The organism is Micromonospora rhizosphaerae, from assembly GCF_900091465.1.
GTDB lineage: Bacteria > Actinomycetota > Actinomycetes > Mycobacteriales > Micromonosporaceae > Micromonospora > Micromonospora rhizosphaerae.
The window spans coordinates 2689336-2706865 of record NZ_FMHV01000002.1; the positions used below are offsets into that span (position 1 = coordinate 2689336).

General features: G+C 67.9%; 20 protein-coding genes and 1 tRNA gene. 5 read left to right on the top strand and 16 right to left on the bottom strand.

Features of this window, described 5'->3' with window-relative positions; all coding sequences use genetic code 11:
* Window positions 1-73 precede the first annotated feature (73 nt).
* A complete protein-coding gene (locus GA0070624_RS12980; RefSeq protein WP_091340814.1) occupies window positions 74-253 on the bottom strand; it encodes a DUF4236 domain-containing protein in 180 nt (59 codons plus the stop codon).
* Between the two features lie 245 nt (window positions 254-498).
* Here GA0070624_RS12980 and GA0070624_RS36815 point away from each other — a divergent pair, with 245 nt between their 5' ends.
* A complete protein-coding gene (locus tag GA0070624_RS36815; protein ID WP_349881247.1) occupies window positions 499-576 on the top strand; it encodes a putative leader peptide in 78 nt (25 codons plus the stop codon).
* A gap of 202 nt (window positions 577-778) precedes the next feature.
* A complete protein-coding gene (locus GA0070624_RS12985) occupies window positions 779-1345 on the top strand; it encodes a flavin reductase family protein (protein ID WP_091340816.1) in 567 nt (188 codons plus the stop codon).
* Between the two features lie 34 nt (window positions 1346-1379).
* On the opposite strand, the gene GA0070624_RS12990 is transcribed toward GA0070624_RS12985, so the two are convergent.
* Both GA0070624_RS12990 and GA0070624_RS12995 read right to left on the bottom strand, forming a co-directional pair.
* Window positions 1380-1835, bottom strand: coding sequence for an RrF2 family transcriptional regulator (locus GA0070624_RS12990; protein ID WP_091340818.1), 456 nt, complete (start codon window positions 1833-1835; stop codon window positions 1380-1382).
* 7 nt (window positions 1836-1842) lie between these two features.
* Entirely contained in the window at window positions 1843-2754 is a 912-nt protein-coding gene (locus GA0070624_RS12995; protein ID WP_091340821.1) for a helix-turn-helix transcriptional regulator, read from the bottom strand.
* A 160-nt stretch (window positions 2755-2914) separates the two neighbouring features.
* Here GA0070624_RS12995 and GA0070624_RS13000 point away from each other — a divergent pair, with 160 nt between their 5' ends.
* A complete protein-coding gene (locus tag GA0070624_RS13000; protein ID WP_091348740.1) occupies window positions 2915-3691 on the top strand; it encodes a glucose 1-dehydrogenase in 777 nt (258 codons plus the stop codon).
* Between the two features lie 96 nt (window positions 3692-3787).
* Here GA0070624_RS13000 and GA0070624_RS13005 read toward each other — a convergent pair whose 3' ends face one another.
* Entirely contained in the window at window positions 3788-4219 is a 432-nt protein-coding gene (locus GA0070624_RS13005; protein ID WP_007457244.1) for an SsgA family sporulation/cell division regulator, read from the bottom strand.
* A 303-nt stretch (window positions 4220-4522) separates the two neighbouring features.
* Here GA0070624_RS13005 and GA0070624_RS13010 point away from each other — a divergent pair, with 303 nt between their 5' ends.
* Together GA0070624_RS13010 and GA0070624_RS13015 are read left to right on the top strand one after the other, a co-directional pair.
* Window positions 4523-5068 (top strand): TIGR02611 family protein, encoded by a 546-nt coding sequence (locus GA0070624_RS13010; RefSeq protein WP_091340823.1) that lies wholly within the window; start codon window positions 4523-4525, stop codon window positions 5066-5068.
* A gap of 52 nt (window positions 5069-5120) precedes the next feature.
* Window positions 5121-5192 (top strand) — tRNA-Val (locus GA0070624_RS13015).
* Between the two features lie 75 nt (window positions 5193-5267).
* On the opposite strand, the gene GA0070624_RS13020 is transcribed toward GA0070624_RS13015, so the two are convergent.
* From GA0070624_RS13020 to GA0070624_RS13070, 12 genes are all read right to left on the bottom strand, one after another.
* Window positions 5268-6488 carry a tyrosine-type recombinase/integrase gene (locus GA0070624_RS13020; protein WP_091340826.1) on the bottom strand — a complete coding sequence of 407 codons (1221 nt, stop codon included), beginning with the start codon at window positions 6486-6488 and terminating at the stop codon, window positions 5268-5270.
* Complete coding sequence (locus GA0070624_RS13025; protein ID WP_091340828.1) at window positions 6488-6685, bottom strand: excisionase family DNA-binding protein; 198 nt, start codon at window positions 6683-6685, stop codon at window positions 6488-6490. Before GA0070624_RS13025 ends, GA0070624_RS13020 begins: the two co-directional genes overlap by 1 nt.
* Window positions 6682-8250 (bottom strand): replication initiator, encoded by a 1569-nt coding sequence (locus GA0070624_RS13030; protein WP_091348743.1) that lies wholly within the window; start codon window positions 8248-8250, stop codon window positions 6682-6684. The genes GA0070624_RS13025 and GA0070624_RS13030 overlap by 4 nt, the downstream gene beginning before the upstream one ends.
* A 480-nt stretch (window positions 8251-8730) precedes the next feature.
* Window positions 8731-9108 carry a hypothetical protein gene (locus tag GA0070624_RS13035; RefSeq protein WP_245718760.1) on the bottom strand — a complete coding sequence of 126 codons (378 nt, stop codon included), beginning with the start codon at window positions 9106-9108 and terminating at the stop codon, window positions 8731-8733.
* Window positions 9109-9205: 97 nt separating this feature from the next.
* Window positions 9206-9751, bottom strand: a complete 546-nt coding sequence (locus GA0070624_RS13040; RefSeq protein WP_091348746.1) for an HAD domain-containing protein — start codon at window positions 9749-9751, stop codon at window positions 9206-9208.
* A gap of 589 nt (window positions 9752-10340) precedes the next feature.
* Entirely contained in the window at window positions 10341-10982 is a 642-nt protein-coding gene (locus GA0070624_RS13045; RefSeq protein WP_141714993.1) for a hypothetical protein, read from the bottom strand.
* Window positions 10983-11306: 324 nt separating this feature from the next.
* Entirely contained in the window at window positions 11307-11585 is a 279-nt protein-coding gene (locus tag GA0070624_RS13050; protein ID WP_245718761.1) for a hypothetical protein, read from the bottom strand.
* Between the two features lie 1047 nt (window positions 11586-12632).
* Complete coding sequence (locus GA0070624_RS13055) at window positions 12633-13340, bottom strand: DUF4145 domain-containing protein (protein WP_091340832.1); 708 nt, start codon at window positions 13338-13340, stop codon at window positions 12633-12635.
* Between the two features lie 224 nt (window positions 13341-13564).
* On the bottom strand, window positions 13565-14281 hold the full coding sequence (locus GA0070624_RS33910) for a P-loop ATPase, Sll1717 family (protein WP_141714994.1): 717 nt from the start codon (window positions 14279-14281) through the stop codon (window positions 13565-13567).
* Complete coding sequence (locus tag GA0070624_RS33915) at window positions 14217-15248, bottom strand: P-loop ATPase, Sll1717 family (RefSeq protein WP_141714995.1); 1032 nt, start codon at window positions 15246-15248, stop codon at window positions 14217-14219. Before GA0070624_RS33915 ends, GA0070624_RS33910 begins: the two co-directional genes overlap by 65 nt.
* Window positions 15249-16082: 834 nt before the next feature.
* Window positions 16083-16838, bottom strand: a complete 756-nt coding sequence (locus GA0070624_RS13065) for a zf-HC2 domain-containing protein (RefSeq protein ID WP_091340836.1) — start codon at window positions 16836-16838, stop codon at window positions 16083-16085.
* A gap of 77 nt (window positions 16839-16915) precedes the next feature.
* Window positions 16916-17470, bottom strand: coding sequence for a sigma-70 family RNA polymerase sigma factor (locus GA0070624_RS13070; protein WP_245718762.1), 555 nt, complete (start codon window positions 17468-17470; stop codon window positions 16916-16918).
* Between the last annotated feature and the right edge of the window lie 60 nt (window positions 17471-17530).

The window sequence follows — 17530 nt, forward strand, 5'->3', positions numbered from 1 at the left end:
GGAACGGCGAAGCGGCCCCGACGCCGAGCGGGGTGCCGGTGAAAGCACCGGCACCCCGCTCGACCTCGGGACGTCACGCCCGGGACTTGTCCTGCTTCCAGGAGAGCGGCCCCGGCAGGTCCACCCGGTGCGCGCGGGCACGGGAGTTCCAGGACCACCGGCCGATCTTGATGCTCCAGGAGGAGAAGCCGTTCTCGGTGAAGTGCAGGATCAGCGGCCCGAACTTCTTACGCTTGCGGAACTGCAGGCCCATCGTGGGCTCCTCTCGTCGTCGTCCCTGCCTCTGCGGCATCGAATGCCCGAAACGGCGTTTCGCGAAACCCGGCCGGATCCGCACTGGACGATGCCGCCACGCGCCCGCCTGAATCTCTACTCAACGGATCGGCGTTGAGGGCTTGTATGTGCTGGTAAAGATGGCCTGTAGCAGGGCAGGCGACCCGCATCCCACCATGCGGAAGATCATTGACCCGGCCCGGAGACGGTCGGCAGCATGAGGTCATGTCGCAGCGGGACGAGCTTCTCCTCACCGCTCGCGTGCACGTCGACCTGGTCCGGCACGCGAGCGCGCTCTGTTGAGCTGACGGTCCTCCGGCTCGGCTCCCCGCCGTCGCACCTCCGCTGCCCGTCCGCCCCGTCGCCGGCGCACCGTGCTCAGGCGCGGCGTGCCATCGCGCCACTCGTGCCTCCACCGCATCGTGGACAGATCAGGAGACCCCTCCATGGCCTCATCCGGTCATCCGCCGGCCAGCCCGTACGGCCTCCGTGAGCTGGTGACAGCGTGACCACCGTGGACCGACCCGGGGCCGGCGCCGTCGAACTGCGCCCGGTCGACCGGGACCTGTTCCGCGCCCTGCTGCGCCGGCAGGCGTCCACGGTCACCGTGGTCACCACGCCCGGCCTGGCCGGCGGCCGGCACCTGCCGTCGTTGCCCCCGGCCGCCTTCACCGCCACCTCGTTCACCTCGGTGGCGCTGGACCCGCCGCTGGTGTCGCTCCGCCTCGACCGGGAGTCGTCAGGCTGGCCGACCGTTCAACGGACCGAGCACCTGGCGGTGCACCTGCTCGCCCCCGGCCGGCGGGAGGTGACGCGGACCTTCGACACCAGCGGCATCGACCGGTTCGCCACCCACCGGGGCTGGACCGACGGGCCGTTCGGGGTGCCGCTGATCGACGGGGCGCTGGCCGTGCTGCTCTGCCGGGTGGTCCGCCGGATCGAAGCCGGCGCCCACACCATCGTGCTCGGCGAGCCGCTCGCGCTCGGCGCGGGGAAGGACGACGACGCGGTCGCTCGCCACCGCGGCGACTACACCACCACCACCTTCGGCCCGTGGCCGTCCCCCTGGTGACCGCGCCGCCGGACCGGCGGCAACGGTAGTGCTGTCAGCGCGGCTCCCAGGCGTCGGGGCGGGCGATCAGCTTGCGAACGTGGCTGGGGAGCTTGCCGCTGGCCATCTCGGCGAGGCTCACCTCGTCGACCACCTGCCGGACGGCGGCGCGAACGGCGACCCAGAGCCGGGGGAGGTTCTCCGCCGCTCCCTCGTACCGCGTCTCCTCGGGGCGCAACCCGCGCACCCCGGCGAGCGGGCCGTCCACCGCGCGCAGGATCGCGCCGATGGTGATCTCCCGGGGCGGGCGGGCCAGGGTGTAGCCGCCCTCGGCGCCGCGCTGCGCCCGGACGATCCCGGCCCGGCGCAGGTCGGCCAGGACGGCCTCGAGGAACTTGCGGGGCATGTCCTGCTCGGCGGCGATGGCCTGGGTCGACAGCAGGGCGGGGTACGCGGTGGCCAGGCTCAGGGCCGCCCGGACCGCGTAGTCGCCGCGCGCGGAGATCTGCACCCTGTCATCATGCCCGGCCGTTGGGCACCGGTGCGTCCGCGGGCGGGCGGGGGCGCACCATCCGGACCGGCAGCGGCTGCTCCCGGGCGGCCCGGAAGGCGCCGGGGCTGACCCCGACCTCGCGGGTGAAGAACCGGCCGAAGTTGGTCGGCTCGGGGAAACCGAGCCGGTGACCGATCCGGGCGATCGGCTCGTCGGTGGCGGCGAGCAGCCGACGGGCCTGGAGCGCGACCCGCTCGTCGATCACCTGCTTGGCGCTGCGACCGGTGACCGCCAGGCAGGCGCGGGTGAGCGTCCGCACCGAGTAGCCGAGCTGCGCGGCGTAGTCCTCGACCCGGCGGGTGTGTCGGAAGCCGCGCTCGACCTCGTGGCAGAGCCGGTGGAAGGTGGCCCGCTCGGCGCGCGGCGCCGGCCGCTCCTCGGCGGCGAGCAGGGTCAACCGCAGCAGCAGCACAGCGAGCTGGTGGCGGAGCAGGGCCCGGGCGGCGGGCACCCCCCGATGCCGGTCCGCGTCCACCGCCAGTTGGGTCACCTCGCTGATCACCGCGTCCTCGTCCTCGCCGGCCAGCTGCTGGTAGGCGGGCACACCGTCCGGGTCGACGTCCAGCCCGCGCAGCGTCCCGGCGCCCCAGCGCACAACGCAGGCGTCGAGGTGCGCGCCGAGGCAGCGCATCGCCTGGCCGGGGCGGGCCCGCAGCAGGGTGCCCGGTCGGCAGGGCAGCGGCCGGAAGTCCAGCTCGGCGCTGCCGTGTCCGCCGGTGACCAGGATCAGCAGGTCCGCGTCGAGCAGCACCGGGCGATGCCACCCGGCCTCGGGCGCCAGGTCACCGAGCGCGCCGGTGGTGATGTCGTCGGCGTCGAACGCAGCGGGGGACAGGTCGGTGCTGGTTGCCGGGGAGAGCTGACCGGTAGTGACCATCGTCCCGACGTTAACGGTCCTCCCACCTGCGCGCATCCCGAAGCGAGGGCGGAAACGGCGGGGCTTGTCCCCACGGTCGCGGGCGGGCTAGGTTACCGGGCGGTAGCGCTTGGGTCGGCGGACCTCCCCGCGACCCCCGCCGAGTCGCGATGGGATGGGCATGTCGGATCTGTTCTCGGTCGAAGGCAAGACCGTTCTGGTCACCGGCGGATCGCGGGGGATCGGGCTGATGATCGCCCGAGGCTTCGTGCAGGCCGGCGCGAAGGTCATCATCTCGTCCCGGAAGGCCGACGTCTGCGAGACGGTGGCCAAGGAACTCTCCGCGGAAGGGCGGTGCGAGGCGATCCCCGCCGACCTGAGCCGGGACGCCGGAGCCGAGGGGCTCGCCGCCGCGGTCCGGGAGCGCACCGACCGGCTCGACGTGCTGGTCAACAATGCCGGCGCGACCTGGGGTGCGCCGCTGGAGTCGTACCCGGAGAGCGCGTTCGACAAGCTCTGGGCGGTCAACGTCAAGGCCGTCTTCCGGCTCACCACCGCGCTGCTGCCGGCGCTGCGCGCGGCAGCCAGCGCCGAGGACCCGGCCCGGGTGATCAACATCGGCTCCATCGACGGCATCCGGGTGCCGTGGCTGGAGGTGTACGCCTACTCGGCCACCAAGGCGGCCGTGCACATGCTCACCCGCAGCCTCGCCCACCAACTCGCCGGCGAGCAGATCACGGTGAACGCGATCGCGCCCGGGCCGTTCGAGAGCAAGATGATGGCCTTCGCGCTGGACGACCCGACATCCCGGGCGGCGATCGAGCAGCAGGTGCCGCTGGGCCGGATCGGGCGCCCCGAGGACATGGCCGGCACTGCGATCTACCTGTCGTCCCGGGCCGGCGCGTACCTGACCGGCGCGGTGATCCCGGTCGACGGCGGCATCACCACCCACGGCTGAGCGGACGCCGGCAGCGGTGGCTGCCGGCGTACCAGAAGGTGGGTGAGCCGGAGCCGCGCGGACTCGGCAGATCCGCGCGGCCCCGGGTGTGCCGTCTCAGCGGCCGGCGAGCAGCCGATTCACCGCCGTGTCGACGTCCAGGTGCTCGGCCTCGCGGCCGCGCGGGACGACGACGTAGGTCCGGCGCAGGAAGCGCACGAGGACGCTGCGCGGGACCTCGAAGAGGGCGTTGCCGTCCGGCGACGACAGCGCCAGCGCGACGAAGTCGCCGCGCGGGGTTGCCCACGGCCAGACCCGGACGTCGCCGATGCCGGCCGGCTCGTCGAGCCCGGTGACCAGCAGCTCGCGGGCGAACGACCAGCTCACCGCCTCGCCGCCGGCAGATTCGGCGTGGAACAGGACATGGACCGCATACGGGTCAGCAGGGTCGTAACGCAGACTGGCACGCACCGGCAAGGCGGTGGCGTCAGGCGCGACGAGCCTTAGCGACGTCTCGACCTCTACGGTCGTCGGTCGGATGACACTCATGGACGTTCTCCCCCCGGCACCGCTGCGGAACGCGCGTGTCCCGCTTTTCCCATACTCAGGTGCTACTCCTGGCTACGCTCCGCCATACGCCGACTTCACCCAGTGGTGGGAAGGGGGTCGGAGAGCCCGCCAGAATGTGAAAATTCTTGTAGGATCTCCGGTTCCGCCCAGACCGTGGTGCCGCCCGGCATTGGGTGGTTCAGTCGTCGACTTACTCCGGTAACGTCCAGTCGTCCGCAGGGGTGACGGGGCCGGGCGACACTGGGAGTGGAAATGGTCACGAGGCGTTCCGCAGCGCATCCGATGACCACCGCCGGCCCGCCGAAAGGAGCGGTCCGAGCAGCCGAAAGTCGGGGGTACGAGGTGTCGACGGAGCGGGGTTCGCGGGGTTCGCGCGGTGCCTGGGGTGGCACCGGTCCGCGGGCCGGCACCGCCGTCCCCCCACGGCGGCGAACCGGGTGGCGGGGGCGGGTGCACACCACCCTCGACCTGATCCGCTCGAACCCGACCGGCCGGGTCACCCTCAAGATCTTCATCGCCATCGCCGGCGCCATCGTGGTGACCGTCGGCATCGCGCTGATCCCGCTGCCCGGGCCGGGCTGGCTGCTGGTGATCGCCGGGCTGGGGATCTGGGCGGTGGAGTACCACTGGGCCCGCCGGCTGCTCGGCTTCACCCGCCGACACGTACAGGCCTGGACGCGCTGGGTGACCAGTCGATCACTGCCGGTGCGGTTCGGGCTCGGCGCGGTGGGGCTGGTCTTCGTCGCCGTGGTGGTCTGGCTGTCGCTCAAGTACAGCCTCGGCATCGATCTGGTGGCCCGGGTGCTGCACTACCTCGCGACGCACTGACCCCGGATTCGCCGATGGGTGGCTCGATCAGGTACAGTCATCTCCGCGCTGAGGGCGATTAGCTCAGCGGGAGAGCGCTTCGTTCACACCGAAGAGGTCACTGGTTCGATCCCAGTATCGCCCACGCAGGTCAAAGGCCACTTCCCGGCTTCGGGGGTGGCCTTTTTGCTGCCCGTACAGCAGCGAAGTACAGCAACGGTCATCTCCCGAGCGATTCGCCGAGGCGCTTGAGGGCTTCCAGCGTCGCCTTGGACGAGACCTGGGTGTAGATCTCCATCGTTATCGAGAAGCGGGCGTGCCGGAGGATCTGCATGACGACTCTCGGATGGACGTCGAGGTCGGCGAGCAACGTGGCGCAGGTGCGTCGCGCGTCGTGGACGGTGATCGGCTTGACTTTTGCCCTCTCGCAGCGGGTCTGCCAGGAGCGCTGGAAGTTACGCGGCTCGATCGGCGTGCCATAGCGGGTGGTGAATACGAGGTTGGTTTCGTGCCAGGCGTTGCCGGCGGCTGCTCGTGCCTCGTCCCGTTGTGCCTTCCTGATTCCTAGTGCCGTGGCGCAGATGTCGGGCAGGGGAAGGGTGGCGTCGGATGCCTGGGTCTTGGTGTCGCGGTGCAGGAGTTGGCCGCGGACCCGTTGCAGTTGGCGGCCGATGGTCAGCTCGCCGGCGTCGAGGTCGACGTCCTCCCAGGTCAGTCCCAGGGCCTCGCCCTTGCGTAGTCCGCTGACGAGGACCAGGGCGTAGGCGGCGTAGAGCGGGTCCTCGTCGTGGCGGGCTGATTCGAGGAACTTGCGGGCCTCGTCGCTCGACCACGACTTGCCGCGACGGCGGCGGACGGTGGCCAGGGTGACCGCCACGGCCGGGTTCTTGGCGATGAGATCCTCGGTCTGGGCGTGGCTGAGGGCCGCCCGCAGTGCGGCCCGGATGTCGCTGACGGTCCGCGTCGACGGGACGGCCTGGCAGCACCGGCCGACGGCGCAGCATCGGCGCTTGTCCTTCGGCCGGGCCGCGTCCTTACCCTGCGCGCAGCACTGGCAGGTCCGAGCCACCTGGTTGATCCAGGTCTGCACGTCCCGCGACTGCAGCCGGTCGAGCCGCTTGGCCCCGAGGCCGGGAGCGATGTAGCGGCGGACGATCGTCTCGTAGGTGGCGAAGGTCAACGGCGCCCGGTTCGGCTCGATGATCTCCGACAGCCACCGCGTCAGGAAGGCGCCGACCGTCGGGACGCTGGTCGCCACGGGCCCCTGCTTCGCCTGCTGGTGCAGCTTGATCCACTTGTCGTGGACGGCCTCCCGTGTCTTGCCGTAGACGTACTTGCGGGTGCGCTTGCCGTCGGGCCTGGTGACCCAGACGTAAGCGGCGAAGCCGTTGCGGTATTGGAAGATGGAGCCTTCGCCGTTGGCGCGGGCGCGGGCGGGCATCAGGCGGCCTCCTGGCGTTCGACCTGCTGGCGGATGTAGTCGTCGACCCACTCGGGGAGGATGCGGCGGTACTTGCCGTCCTTGATGGAGCGCAGCTCGCCGGTGGCAATCTTCATCTTGACCTTGGAGATGCCGAAGCCGAGCAGGACGGCGACCTCGGCGGGGGAGTACCAGCGCGGGGTGAGATCTCTGCTCATGCAGCCGCCCCGATGAGCCAGGCTTCGTGGGCGAGTTCCTCCCGGCCGATGCGTCTGCTCTCCCGCCGCTGTCGGGCGGCGGTGTTGGCGAGGAGAGCGTCACCATCGTTGAGCCAGCCGGCCCCGATGTAGGTGAGGATCGCGACGGTGACCGTGTCGGTGGTGTCGTCGTCTTCGGTGCGGCGGTAGGTGGCGCGGGTGTCGCGAAGCAGGCCGAAGGTGACGGAGTAGCGGCGGGCCTTGGTGAGGAAGTGGCCGCCGAAGCCGAGCATGTGTGCCCAGCGACGCAGTCCTGCGTAGGGGTTCGGTTCGGCGTCAAGGTGGCCTTGACGGCCTCCGGTCGTTGCGGCGCCCGAGGCCGTGGCGTTGTGGGTGGGGCGGCCGAGTCGCCAGCAGGCATCGATGAGGCGGGCGAGGTGGTCGCCTTCCGGGTCGGCGTAGTCGCCGATCGTGGCGGCGGTGAGCCGGGTGGAGCAGTGGCCGGTGACTTCAGTCGACTTGGTGGCGTACTTGGCCAGGTAGGCGGCCACCCTGTCGTCGGTCAGCTCGCCATCGGCGGTGTTGATGCGTCGGACGTCGACCTGCTCGCCCCAGGCGATCACCCAGCCTTCGAGTCGGTCGGGGTGCCTGGGCGTGGTGACGGTGATCTGGCGGGCGGCTGTGTGGACGGCTGGCTCCAGGTCGTCGATGGTGATGCCGGCCGGCGGCGGCACGATCGCGTCCGGGTCGTCGGGGTCGACACCGTCCAGGCGCAGCAGGACGTGGAAGTGCACTGCTGCCCGGCGCTGCATCTCGGCGACCTTGCCGTGTGACACCCGCACGGGCGGCACCCAGCGGATCTTGCCGGTAGCAGTGACCAGCCGGACGAAGGGGATGCCGCGTCGGCGGCAGAGGGCGGCGAGGTGACGTTCGATGGCCTGCTTGGTGCGCCGCCACAGCTCGCCGGAGAGGTAGTTCCACACGACCTGGTGGCCGTGGTCGTAGCAGCCCAGGCACAGCGGCTGGCCGAGCTGCGGGTCGTCGGCGTCGTGGCGGGCGAAGCACACCGCGGGCTCCCCATGCTGGCAAGTGCCGGCGATGCGGCGGCCGTGGCAGGGGTCCGGGCGACAGTCGCAGCGCTGTCGGCTCGAGCACGTGTGGCGGCGGACGTTCCGGTGGTGGACCGCGCCGAAGGACGGTGCGGTGAAGGTGGCGAAGACGACCGGGTGCCGGCCGACCGAGGCGGGTACTCCCTTGCCGCCGGTCAGGCCGCAATGCACGACCTGGTAGGCGTCACCGGCGTAGACCCAGGCGCAGTCCGGGCAATGCGACTCGCGGCGGTTGCCGCACGCCTTGTAGAGCGTCCGATCGGGCAGCTCGTCGGTGTGCTGCTCGCTCACGATCCGGCCAGTGCCGGGGTCGACGGCGGCGAGGGTGCCGGTGAGGCGGATCGGGCGGGCGCAGCCGCCGGCGGGGCGGGTGTGCTCCAGCCAGCCGGAGAACTCCGGCGCGGCGGCGCGATGGAGAACGTGGGCATTACGGCCGGCGGCGAGGCCAGGCCGGGACAGGTCGAGGGCGATGGACAGGACTCTCTCCTTACGGGATGGCAGGGACGGGAGACGAAGCACCACCAGCAGTGGACCTCTGTCCGCTGGTGGTGTTCGTAGTGTCTCCTGGCACCGCCGAAAGGGCGGCTGCCGCCGGAGGGCGGATTCGTGGTGGTGCCACTCTCCGCCGATGGGTCATGGCCTTTCGCGCTCGTGGACTCGGTGCTGTGACCGGAATGGGTGGGGAGCCTGGGATATCGGCATCCGGGTGCCGCAGGCTGCCCCACCGGTTGAGGTGCGAATCCGGGCCATCGTGGACGGCAGGTCAGGCCGTGCTGGGCCGTGCAGGGGATTCAGGGGACCGGCGCTGCGGCCGGTGCGATCGAGAGCCGGCGGAACGTGGCCCGCATCAGCGGCAGGAAGGTCGCTCGGCATCTCGGAAGTCGAGTCCAGCAATCCGGCAGGAAGGCCGCGCTGGCGTGCTCGACGAGCGCCAGAGTAGCACCGGGTGCCGACACGTCAACCCGCCCTGAACCTGCTGTCGAGCCAGTCCGGTCGCAGGCTTGGTCCGATGCTGCCTACAGGGCGATGCGATTCTCGACCGATCGCTGAACCGGACCGGTGTACTCGGTGAGGCTGAAGCGGCGATGTCCGTCGCTGGGGTGCACGGGTGACCGCGACCGTGCTCTCGTCTTCGAAGCGCAGCATGAAGACAGGATCGAGGTCGCACAGGAATGCAAAAGCCTCTTGGTCCTCGTCGCTGTCGCTGACCAGGCGACCGCGGGCCTCCCAGCCGGCGTCGGCGGCGGTAATCACGACGGCCACCTCGACACTGCCGAGCAGGGTGGAGGAGTTCGCCCACCAGTCCAGCCAGCAGCGGCCCTCGAAGCGGTCCATGCCGTCATCTTTCCAGGCCGGAAGCACGGTCGGCTGTCTGCCTCGGCTCCGCTTGATGCCTGACGGATTGATGTTAGGTGTTGGGTAACACGTCCAGCTAACCGATCTCTTGGCTGGGCAAGGCGTACCTGGCAAGCCACCGCTCGATGGCGGCAAAATCTGGGTCGGACAGTCCTACGCGTGGGTCGACGCGGTGGAGGAGTGCATGTCCAGGGTGGTTGGCAGCTACCCAGGCCCGGTCGGCATCGCTGATCTCGTCATCGACCCACACGAAGGGTCGTCCGGCGGCCCAGGCGACCAGTGCCTTGGTCTTCCAGTGCAGCCGGCGGGTCGGTTGCTCCTCGTAGCCCTCCGGCCAGTCGACGACTGGCAGTTCTGGCAGGCCGATTCGCGGCGCCACTTCCTCGTTCGCATCGGCCATCCATGTGCTGGCCCAGACCAGCTCGCAGCAGAGCGCGCTGAGCCGCTCACCATGTATCGGATTGAGCCTGGACAAGAGTGGGTTGGATGTTCCGTCCCATGCATCGATGGCATCGGCCGGGGCTGGCCGCCCTTCGGGGTCCTTCGGCGTCCCCCCACCGATCGGGATGAGTGGTCCATCCACGTCGAGGAAGACCAACGGACGGTTGGCGCCAGCGGTCACCGTCGCACGATAGCGATCCCGGCCGCGGAGCGTCACCCATGAAGTGAGGGCGCACGGTGTCACGGATCAACCGGACTTCGGCCAGTCGGCTGCCAGCTGCCGGTCATGCCAGCTGCCGGTCGAGTGGGAGAACTTTCTTTACATCGATCAAGGCGGCCCGCAACGGGCCGCACGCGCCGCCGCCTGGGCGCGCGCCGGCCGCTGCCGCTGTCGCTCTGCGGCCGTCACGCTGGACGCCCGGCGGCTGGCGCGGAGAGCGGGGAAGCCCGGAGGGCCGCCGCAGAACGACAGGCCGTTGACCGGTGGTGTGGTGGGCCGGCAGCCGGCCGGGGCGCGGCGGCCGTCACACCGCCGCGCCGTAGGGCGAGTCACCGCCGGCCGTGGTGGGGATGCGGCGCGGAGTGTGCGGGGCCGCCCCTCCAAGGTCAAGGGCGCTTCGCGTCGCTTCGCGACGGCCCTGCGGGCCGCCCTTGACCCCGGAGCCTCTGCGACCCCTCGGGCCGGCGTTGCCGGCAGGCCAGGGGCCTGCCCAGTGTCACACGCGCCGCATCCCCACCCCGGCCTCGTCGCGGCCCCCGTCGGTCGCCCCTTAGTTGGTGCTGTCAGCGCCCTTTTCGGTGTCAACTGCGTCTTGACGGGGGAAAGGGAGGGTCGGACGGACTGCGAGTGAAGTGAGCACGTCGACCATCGAAGCCGCTGTAGCGACGTAGTCGGTTGCCCGCGCCGGGGTTACGCCTGCAAGCTCGGCCTCGTGTGAGTGAGCCACCTCGTTACGGAGAACGCGCAGGTTGTGGAGCACCCTCTCCGTCGGGTTGTCGATCAGTCCGTGTCTTCCGGCAGCTCGAATCATGTCGACGAAGGCGAACCGGAGTGGGGCGATGTCGTTGGCCTTCAGCGCCTTGGCAAGCGCCGCTTCCACCCGCTGCGCCGCCAACATCACGGCTGCTGTCGGGTGCGACTCAGTGAGGGGCAGCAAGTCATCGAACCCCCGATCAATCTTCGGCTTGTCGAGTTCAGCGCTCTGGCTCGCCGCGACCTCGGTGCGCGCCTCATCCAGAGAGTCCCACTCCATCTCAACTGGGCCGACTTTCGCTCGCTTCAACGGGCGTCGTCCTGGACCCTGCGCGGTCAGCTTCCGGATGGGCTCTCGAAAGACGAAGACCACAACAAGAACGACTATCGGCCATGCAAGCGCCGCGAGGAGAGTGGCGGTGATCTCGAAAGCCTTCACGAGACAGCACTGTAGTTCTCGGCAGCCATAGTCGGTGGGCCTTCGCGCGGACCCCAACGCTGATCCACCAGCCAGGCCGTCGGCCGTCAGACATTAGCGACGAACGACGACCAGTGGCGACGATCTCCGCCCAGGTCACAAGGCGTGAGCAAACCTTTGGCCGGCAAGTACGACCGAGGCTTACCTGTAGTTGGTGAACTGGTGCCCCAGCTTCGGGGTGCCTGTGGCAGGTCGTTTCATCGCACGGGGAAGGCCCGCCCAGGGAGCTGGGCGGGCCTTCTTGAGCCAGAGCCAGAGCCAGGACCGGCCGAAGCCGGGCCAGGGCTACTTGCCGGACTTGTTCTTGGTCGGGTCGACCAACTTGGACGGCCCGCCGTTAGGGGTCGGAGGGATCCGGTGGCCCTTGGGGACCGTCACCTCCGGGCCGCCCTTCGTGGGCTTGTACTGACCGCTCTTCGGGGCGGGCGTCCCAGGGTTGACGATCACGGGCTTACCGGTCGGCCGGACCGCCGGCTTGGAGACCGGCCGGATGACCGGCTTCGCCGGAGTGGCCGGCCGCATGGGCTTGGCCGGGCTCGCCGGCCGCATGGCCTTGTTCGCCATGTTGTTCCTCTCGGGTTCCGCACGGGGTACCCCCGGAAGAAATCACCGTCCCGACCCGCTCGCGCGGGATACAGCACAGTGATATCGTCGCCCGCCTACGGCCAAGTAGAACGTCGACCCGGTTAGGTGCCCGACCCGGCACCTTGCCGGGTTGTCGTGCTTCCAGCAGTGTGCACGCTGGGTAGTCCTATCTCAAGCATCCGATTCCCTAGATGTTGCCGTGCGGGCGAGACTCGCCCCCTCCATCTTGTGGAGGGTCCTGTGTGTAGACCGGTGGATAACTCAGCGTGGCGGTGACGGAGCGTATGCGATCCTGTCTCCCACCAGGGAATTTGTTGTACAGGTGTTCGACCGCCTTGTGTGGACGAGGCCCAAACAGGACCTGTGGATAACTCATCACAAGTAGTCGGTGAGGGGAGAAGGTTGTGATCTACGACACAAGATGGTCGCGGGCGTGTCGGTCACCCGCTGGCAGCGTGAAAGGGCCTTGACCAGCCCTGCTCGCCGCCATGGTGGGCTCACCCGAGTACGGCTACAGGCCGACGGCCTGAGACCGTGCCCGATACGTGCCGACACAGCGGACAACACCGGCCAGCTGAGGTCCGCCGCAGAGCTGAGCCACGCCGCCCGTGCCTACATGACCAGCCGACACCAGGCCCGAAGGCTGCGACTCAATCCGATTCCCAAGCTGACAGTCGTCCTGCAAGATGGCCGCGTAGACCCTTGGCAGTCGATCGACGACCTGATCGTGCAACGGCGGATCATCCCGGCGATGCAGGCAATCCGTGAAGCAAGGAGTGCAGCCTCCAGCGAGCGATTGACGTCTTCGCGGAGCGGTACGAGCTTCTGCGACGGACCAGGCCCGATGACTTCAAGGGCTCCCGCGAGGAGTACTGGCGCGGCGTCTAAACCTGAGTGGGTGAGTGACGAACTGGGTGACAACCGCGACGTACCCGACCGGACGGCCGTGGACAGTGGGGGACGGTCCGTGCAGGTCTAGCGTGCTGCTGAGACGGCTCCACGGAGCGGCGATCGTTTCTTCAGGGATCAAGATCCGCTGGCTTCCATGGCTCGGGAGTTTCGGCGTTCTATGCCCTCTCGCGCTTGTTCGGGAAGTAGCTCGAAGAGTTGGTCAAGGTGCTTCGGTCGAGAGATCATCTCCTCGACAACCATGTTGATCAACCGGAACAAGGACGGCAGCAGGTTCGGGTCGTCGTCCAGACTGATCTGACCCGGATGCACCGCGTTGTTGCCTACGACTCGCACGATGTCCATGGCCTTTTGGACGCGTGGGTCTAGCCCTGAGCCGACAAGCTTCCCGATTTTGACGTCTAGGGTGCCGGCCCCCGGCTCTAGGTCATCGATAAGCATTTGAAGTGCCAGCCGCAGGAGGCCAGCCCCGCTACGAGGCGAGCGCTGTGCCACCGCCCGTGCCTCTTCGTAGATCGCGGTCACCGTGGGCGGCATGTCAGAGTGCGGCGGAAGCCCAAGCGCGCGCTGAGGGAAGGCGAGTAGCCAGCTTCCCCCATCCTCGGCTCTTACCCACATAGCAGGCCCATGACAGCGCTGACAGACTGTGGCCTTGAACGCCGGGTAGACGCCGACTACAGCGTCGATGGATACGTCAGCGGTCATCTGATGCGCGAAGACACCACAAGTGGGCTGAGGGCAGATGAAGCGATCTTCATAGGGGTACGGATCTGGCACCAAATCCTCGGGGGCGGAGGCGTCGGGGGTGGGGGTGTCAGTAGTCACGGATGACTCCTACGAGGGTGGTCGCATCAACTTCGATCCAGGCCGTCTCCAGGCCGTGAAAGGCTGGCTGAGGCTGACCAAGAACAACTAGCCATGACTGCGTATGCCCTCCCTGGTAGCGGTTCGTACGAGCAACCGCTAGCAGGGGCGAGAGGCTGGCCTTATCTGTAGTTGCTGTACCGCAGAGTGGGGACTGAAGCATTGGGCCGTGTCTGACTTTCATATTAGTGACGGTGGCTCGATAGGCGCCGCCACTCCGACTCGGCGAGCTGTACATCCAGAGCGCAATGAAAAGCTGGATGGATAAAGAACTCGCAGTCGGGGCCGAACCTCACGTGATGGTCTACATGATCGGGATCATCATGTGAGTAGACGACATCTGGGCTTCTGCCCTCACGGCAACCCATGAACCCGAACTTGAAAAAGAGGGCAGTGAGGGGCTTGTAGACCTTTATCCAGTCGAGTTTTCCATCGCCCGAGCTCCACATATCTCGCGAGAGTGATTCAACCCACTCGACGCCCGGGAAGTTTCTCTTTGCGGGCAGGAGCATTACTTCGTCGAGACGACTCTGAAAATCAGGTCGGGTCATAGGGTAAGAACATCCTCGGAAGACCTCGAAGGCGTCCATTACTCCGGGATACGACGGACCCCACTCATCGCGAAGCGCCAACAGCCGATCTGTCGAGTAGGCCCGTTCTGAGCCGCTAATATCCTCCCACGTCAGTCGGCTCCCACCGCCAATGGCCGAGCTGAAACACTCATTCAGGTAGGATATGGCGTCTCGTGGCCGCAGAAGAGTGCGATCGAGGATGTGATCGATGGGGTCGCCGCGGCGAGCGTTGCTATGTGGGATCACATCTGCCAGAGAGTCTATTTCAAGACCTGGCCTCACGACCTGCCGCTCGCGCTCTCTCGTCCAGAAGTTCTCGCAGGTCTGCACGTGTCCACTTCATGTTCAGCACGAGGGAACGGAACTTCTCCCCTTGGGCCCCACGCTGCCCGAAGTCGATTGTTTCGAAGATATTGGTTCGGAGTGCCACAAGAACCTTTAGGTTCTGAACCCGCTTCAGGCTTAGAACCGCACTGAATAGGCACCGCACTAGATCGTTAGAGAGGCGCTCGTCGACCCACTGGGTATCCAGATCGTCTATGATCACATAGACAGAATTCTGGGGGCTATCGATAATATCCTCGTTCAGGACGGATATCATCTTGTTTAGTCGAGCAAGCTGCGTCTCGTTGACAATCCGCTGATAGCGCTCAGCTTCCTCGGTCCGGGATTCGCTTGAGGTTCCGACACGGCCTTTGCCGCTGAGATTTCCAGCCTGCCCGGCTAAGGTGAGTTTTGCTCCCGCATCTCGCTCGACACTCCTCTCAAACTTCTCCACGATTTCTCGGACCCGCTGATCGGTTTCGCACCAGAATTTTCCCTCGAATTCTTCGAGGTATTTCAACGCTTCCCGCTTCCCAGGATCGCGGCTTATCTTCTCCATAAGCGTCCGAAGGAAGTTCTGCTTGGCTACAGGCGAATCAACGTTGTACCTGTGACGAATGATCTCGACGAGAAGAACATGTTTCCAGAGTGCTTCAAAGAAGAGATCGAGCCGAACGTCAAGCTGATCCAGGTATTTCACGGCCTGCATATCAGTGATGTAAGGGAGCGACAGGTCCTGTGGGGCAATTCTGATGACCTTGCCTGGAAACTCCTCCTCCAAGCGGGTCAGTGCTGCTGATTTGCCCGCACCAGTTCGTGCAACGACAAAGCAACGAGGGTCTCGACGCGAGCGGATGGCGCAGTAATCGCCTGATTCGTAGAAGGCTTCACTGAGAAGAGGGTCGGCCTCGGCCTGCCCGGCTCCCAGATTGAAGTCGCTCCGGAGTCGACGAGCTCTCGGCACGAGCAACACATCCTCGTCTTTTGATCGGACAGTAGTCGCTAGGTAACAATTAGCATGAGGGCGAATTCTGTGGCAACCCTCATGTAACAATCACCGGCAAATCACCTCTTTACGGATACTATGTTGCCTTAAGCTGATATCGCCCCCCGACCGCTACTCATTGCGGGGAGCGGCTAAGGGCTGATGGCCGGGTCGCATCGAGTCCGTAACAGGCCCTTACGCTGCTGCTTCGATAGGAAGTGGCCGGGCGGTGGGTGGTCCCCGGCGAGTTGGCGCCGGCGGCGGGCAAGGAGCTGAGTCCGCTTCTGTCAGCATTCAGACACTTTTCAGCCCGGAGGTGGCACGCCACTCGCTGGCAACTCCACGCCCTTCAGGGACCAAGGCGCGTGGGGCGTCTCTGCGTACGCTGGCGGCCTCCCTACGTCCGGGCGAAGTCAGCAGTGAGTCAGCAAACAGGCCGCCACGCGAGGATGGCGGGTGGAAAGAGCGGCAACGGCACCGCGGTTCAGCGCACGGGATGATGCCTATTGACGCTTCCTGACCACCCCGACCAGGCTCCCCAGACGGGGGTCCAAGTTCCCTCCCGACCTGGTCGCCGTACAACACCGAAGTACAGCAACCCATCGCACCGTCACCGCCCTTGACCGACCGGCCGAGGCTCGCGACCTGCGTACCGAGCCGTCAGCAACCGCCTCGCCCGTAATCCATAGGTTCAGGGCCACTGCGGCGACCGGGACGCGGCCGGGGGCCCGCGACGACGCAGCAGGCCGCTCGACTCAAGCCAGTACGACCCATCACAGAGTGGTTGTGCCACGTGGGGGCCACCGCTCGGCATCGACGCCGTCAGGCGGCGCGGCGGTGCACGGCCTGCGCCGAGTACGGCTGCGGCGGCAGTAGCCGCAGCGGGACCGCAGGCTGTTCGGCGTCGTCCAGTTGGGCCCGCCACCGCGACGGCCGCGGTTGACCCTGTTGCGGCGGTGGGCCGGGCCGCAGGCCGGGGCGGGACAGCAAAAGGGTGATCAGGTAGCCACCCAGCAGGAACCCGTGGCTCACCAGCCGGGTCACATCGACCTGAGCGGTAATCAGGTCGTTCACTGACAGCAGCACCAGGGTCGCGACGAAGACACTGAGCATTGGCAGCAAACCGGCAGGCGGGGTCCGCCGCAGCGCCACGAGCAGGAAGCCTGCCCCGACCGCCACGTTCCAGGCCGCGGACTCGTGCCACAGGTGCTGCCCGGCGTGCAGGTGATCGGTGACGGCGCCCCTGCCGATCTGAGCAAGCCCCAGCACAAGTTGCACCGCGCCGAGCAGGCCCAGCGCGCCACGCAGCCCGGCCAGCAGCCGACCGCGCCACGCCGTGGGCTGCCGTCGCGACCGGCGGGCCTGCGGCGGTGCGGCGGCGAGGATCGCATCGGTCAGATCGGGCAGCGACGTCACGACCTGCGTACGGGCCCGCCGGGTCACCGCGGCTGCCGCATCGAACCACCGTCGGCAGTTCTCACACGAGTCCAGGTGCTCTTCGGCCCCGGCCCGCTCCGCCGGCGTCTCCTCACCGTCGAGCTGGGCCGACAGGATCTCCCGCCACTGCTCACACCGCATATACCGATAGTCGCTTACCGCCCCTACCGGGTTCCCGACCCGGCCAGATGGGTCGAGCGCTCGTACCCCGCCTTGGGTTAGCTGGCGCGGCCCGCCCGCCGGTCGAACTGACCGTCGACCGCGAGGACCAGGTCCTCGCGGGCCCGGGCGACCCGGGAACGGATCGTTCCGATCGGGCAGCCACACACCTGCGCCGCCTCCGCGTACGACAGGCCGAGAATCTGAGTGGCGATGAACGCCTCCCGCCGCTCCGGGGACAGCCCCAGCAGCAGCCGGCGCAACACCACCTCGTCCTCGAACCGCCCACCACTGCCCGGCGGCTCCCAGTCCTGAAGCGGAGTCGTCCGGGGACGCGTCGCGGCCGAGCGCAGGTGGTCAGCGGCCACCCGCCGGGCGATGCCGAACAACCACGTCCGCGCCGACGACCGACCCTCGAACCGCGGCAGACTCCGCAGCGCGCGCAGGTAGGTCTCCTGCACAAGGTCATCGGTGTCCGACGAACCGAGCAGATGGTGCAGGAACCGCCAGGTCTGGTGCTGGGTCGCCCGCACGAACGCCGCCAACGCCTGCTGGTCCCCGCGGCCCGCAGCCAGTGCCCACGCCGTGACCTGCTCGTCCTCGCCTGTCGCCACCACAACCTCCGGTCCGGTCGCCTGCCCGCGCGGTACCCGATGCTGTCCGCCGCCGCCACC

Coding starts and splice junctions, on each gene's coding strand:
- GA0070624_RS13020 (WP_091340826.1), bottom strand. CDS start 6,488: ATGCCCGCCCGCGCCCGCGCCAACGGCGAAGGCTCCATCTTCCAATAC.
- GA0070624_RS13025 (WP_091340828.1), bottom strand. CDS start 6,685: ATGAGCAGAGATCTCACCCCGCGCTGGTACTCCCCCGCCGAGGTCGCC.
- GA0070624_RS13035 (WP_245718760.1), bottom strand. CDS start 9,108: ATGGACCGCTTCGAGGGCCGCTGCTGGCTGGACTGGTGGGCGAACTCC.
- GA0070624_RS13010 (WP_091340823.1), top strand. CDS start 4,523: ATGACCACCGCCGGCCCGCCGAAAGGAGCGGTCCGAGCAGCCGAAAGT.
- GA0070624_RS13065 (WP_091340836.1), bottom strand. CDS start 16,838: ATGCGGTGTGAGCAGTGGCGGGAGATCCTGTCGGCCCAGCTCGACGGT.
- GA0070624_RS13005 (WP_007457244.1), bottom strand. CDS start 4,219: ATGAGTGTCATCCGACCGACGACCGTAGAGGTCGAGACGTCGCTAAGG.
- GA0070624_RS36815 (WP_349881247.1), top strand. CDS start 499: ATGTCGCAGCGGGACGAGCTTCTCCTCACCGCTCGCGTGCACGTCGAC.
- GA0070624_RS12980 (WP_091340814.1), bottom strand. CDS start 253: ATGGGCCTGCAGTTCCGCAAGCGTAAGAAGTTCGGGCCGCTGATCCTG.
- GA0070624_RS13050 (WP_245718761.1), bottom strand. CDS start 11,585: ATGGCGAACAAGGCCATGCGGCCGGCGAGCCCGGCCAAGCCCATGCGG.
- GA0070624_RS13000 (WP_091348740.1), top strand. CDS start 2,915: ATGTCGGATCTGTTCTCGGTCGAAGGCAAGACCGTTCTGGTCACCGGC.
- GA0070624_RS12995 (WP_091340821.1), bottom strand. CDS start 2,754: ATGGTCACTACCGGTCAGCTCTCCCCGGCAACCAGCACCGACCTGTCC.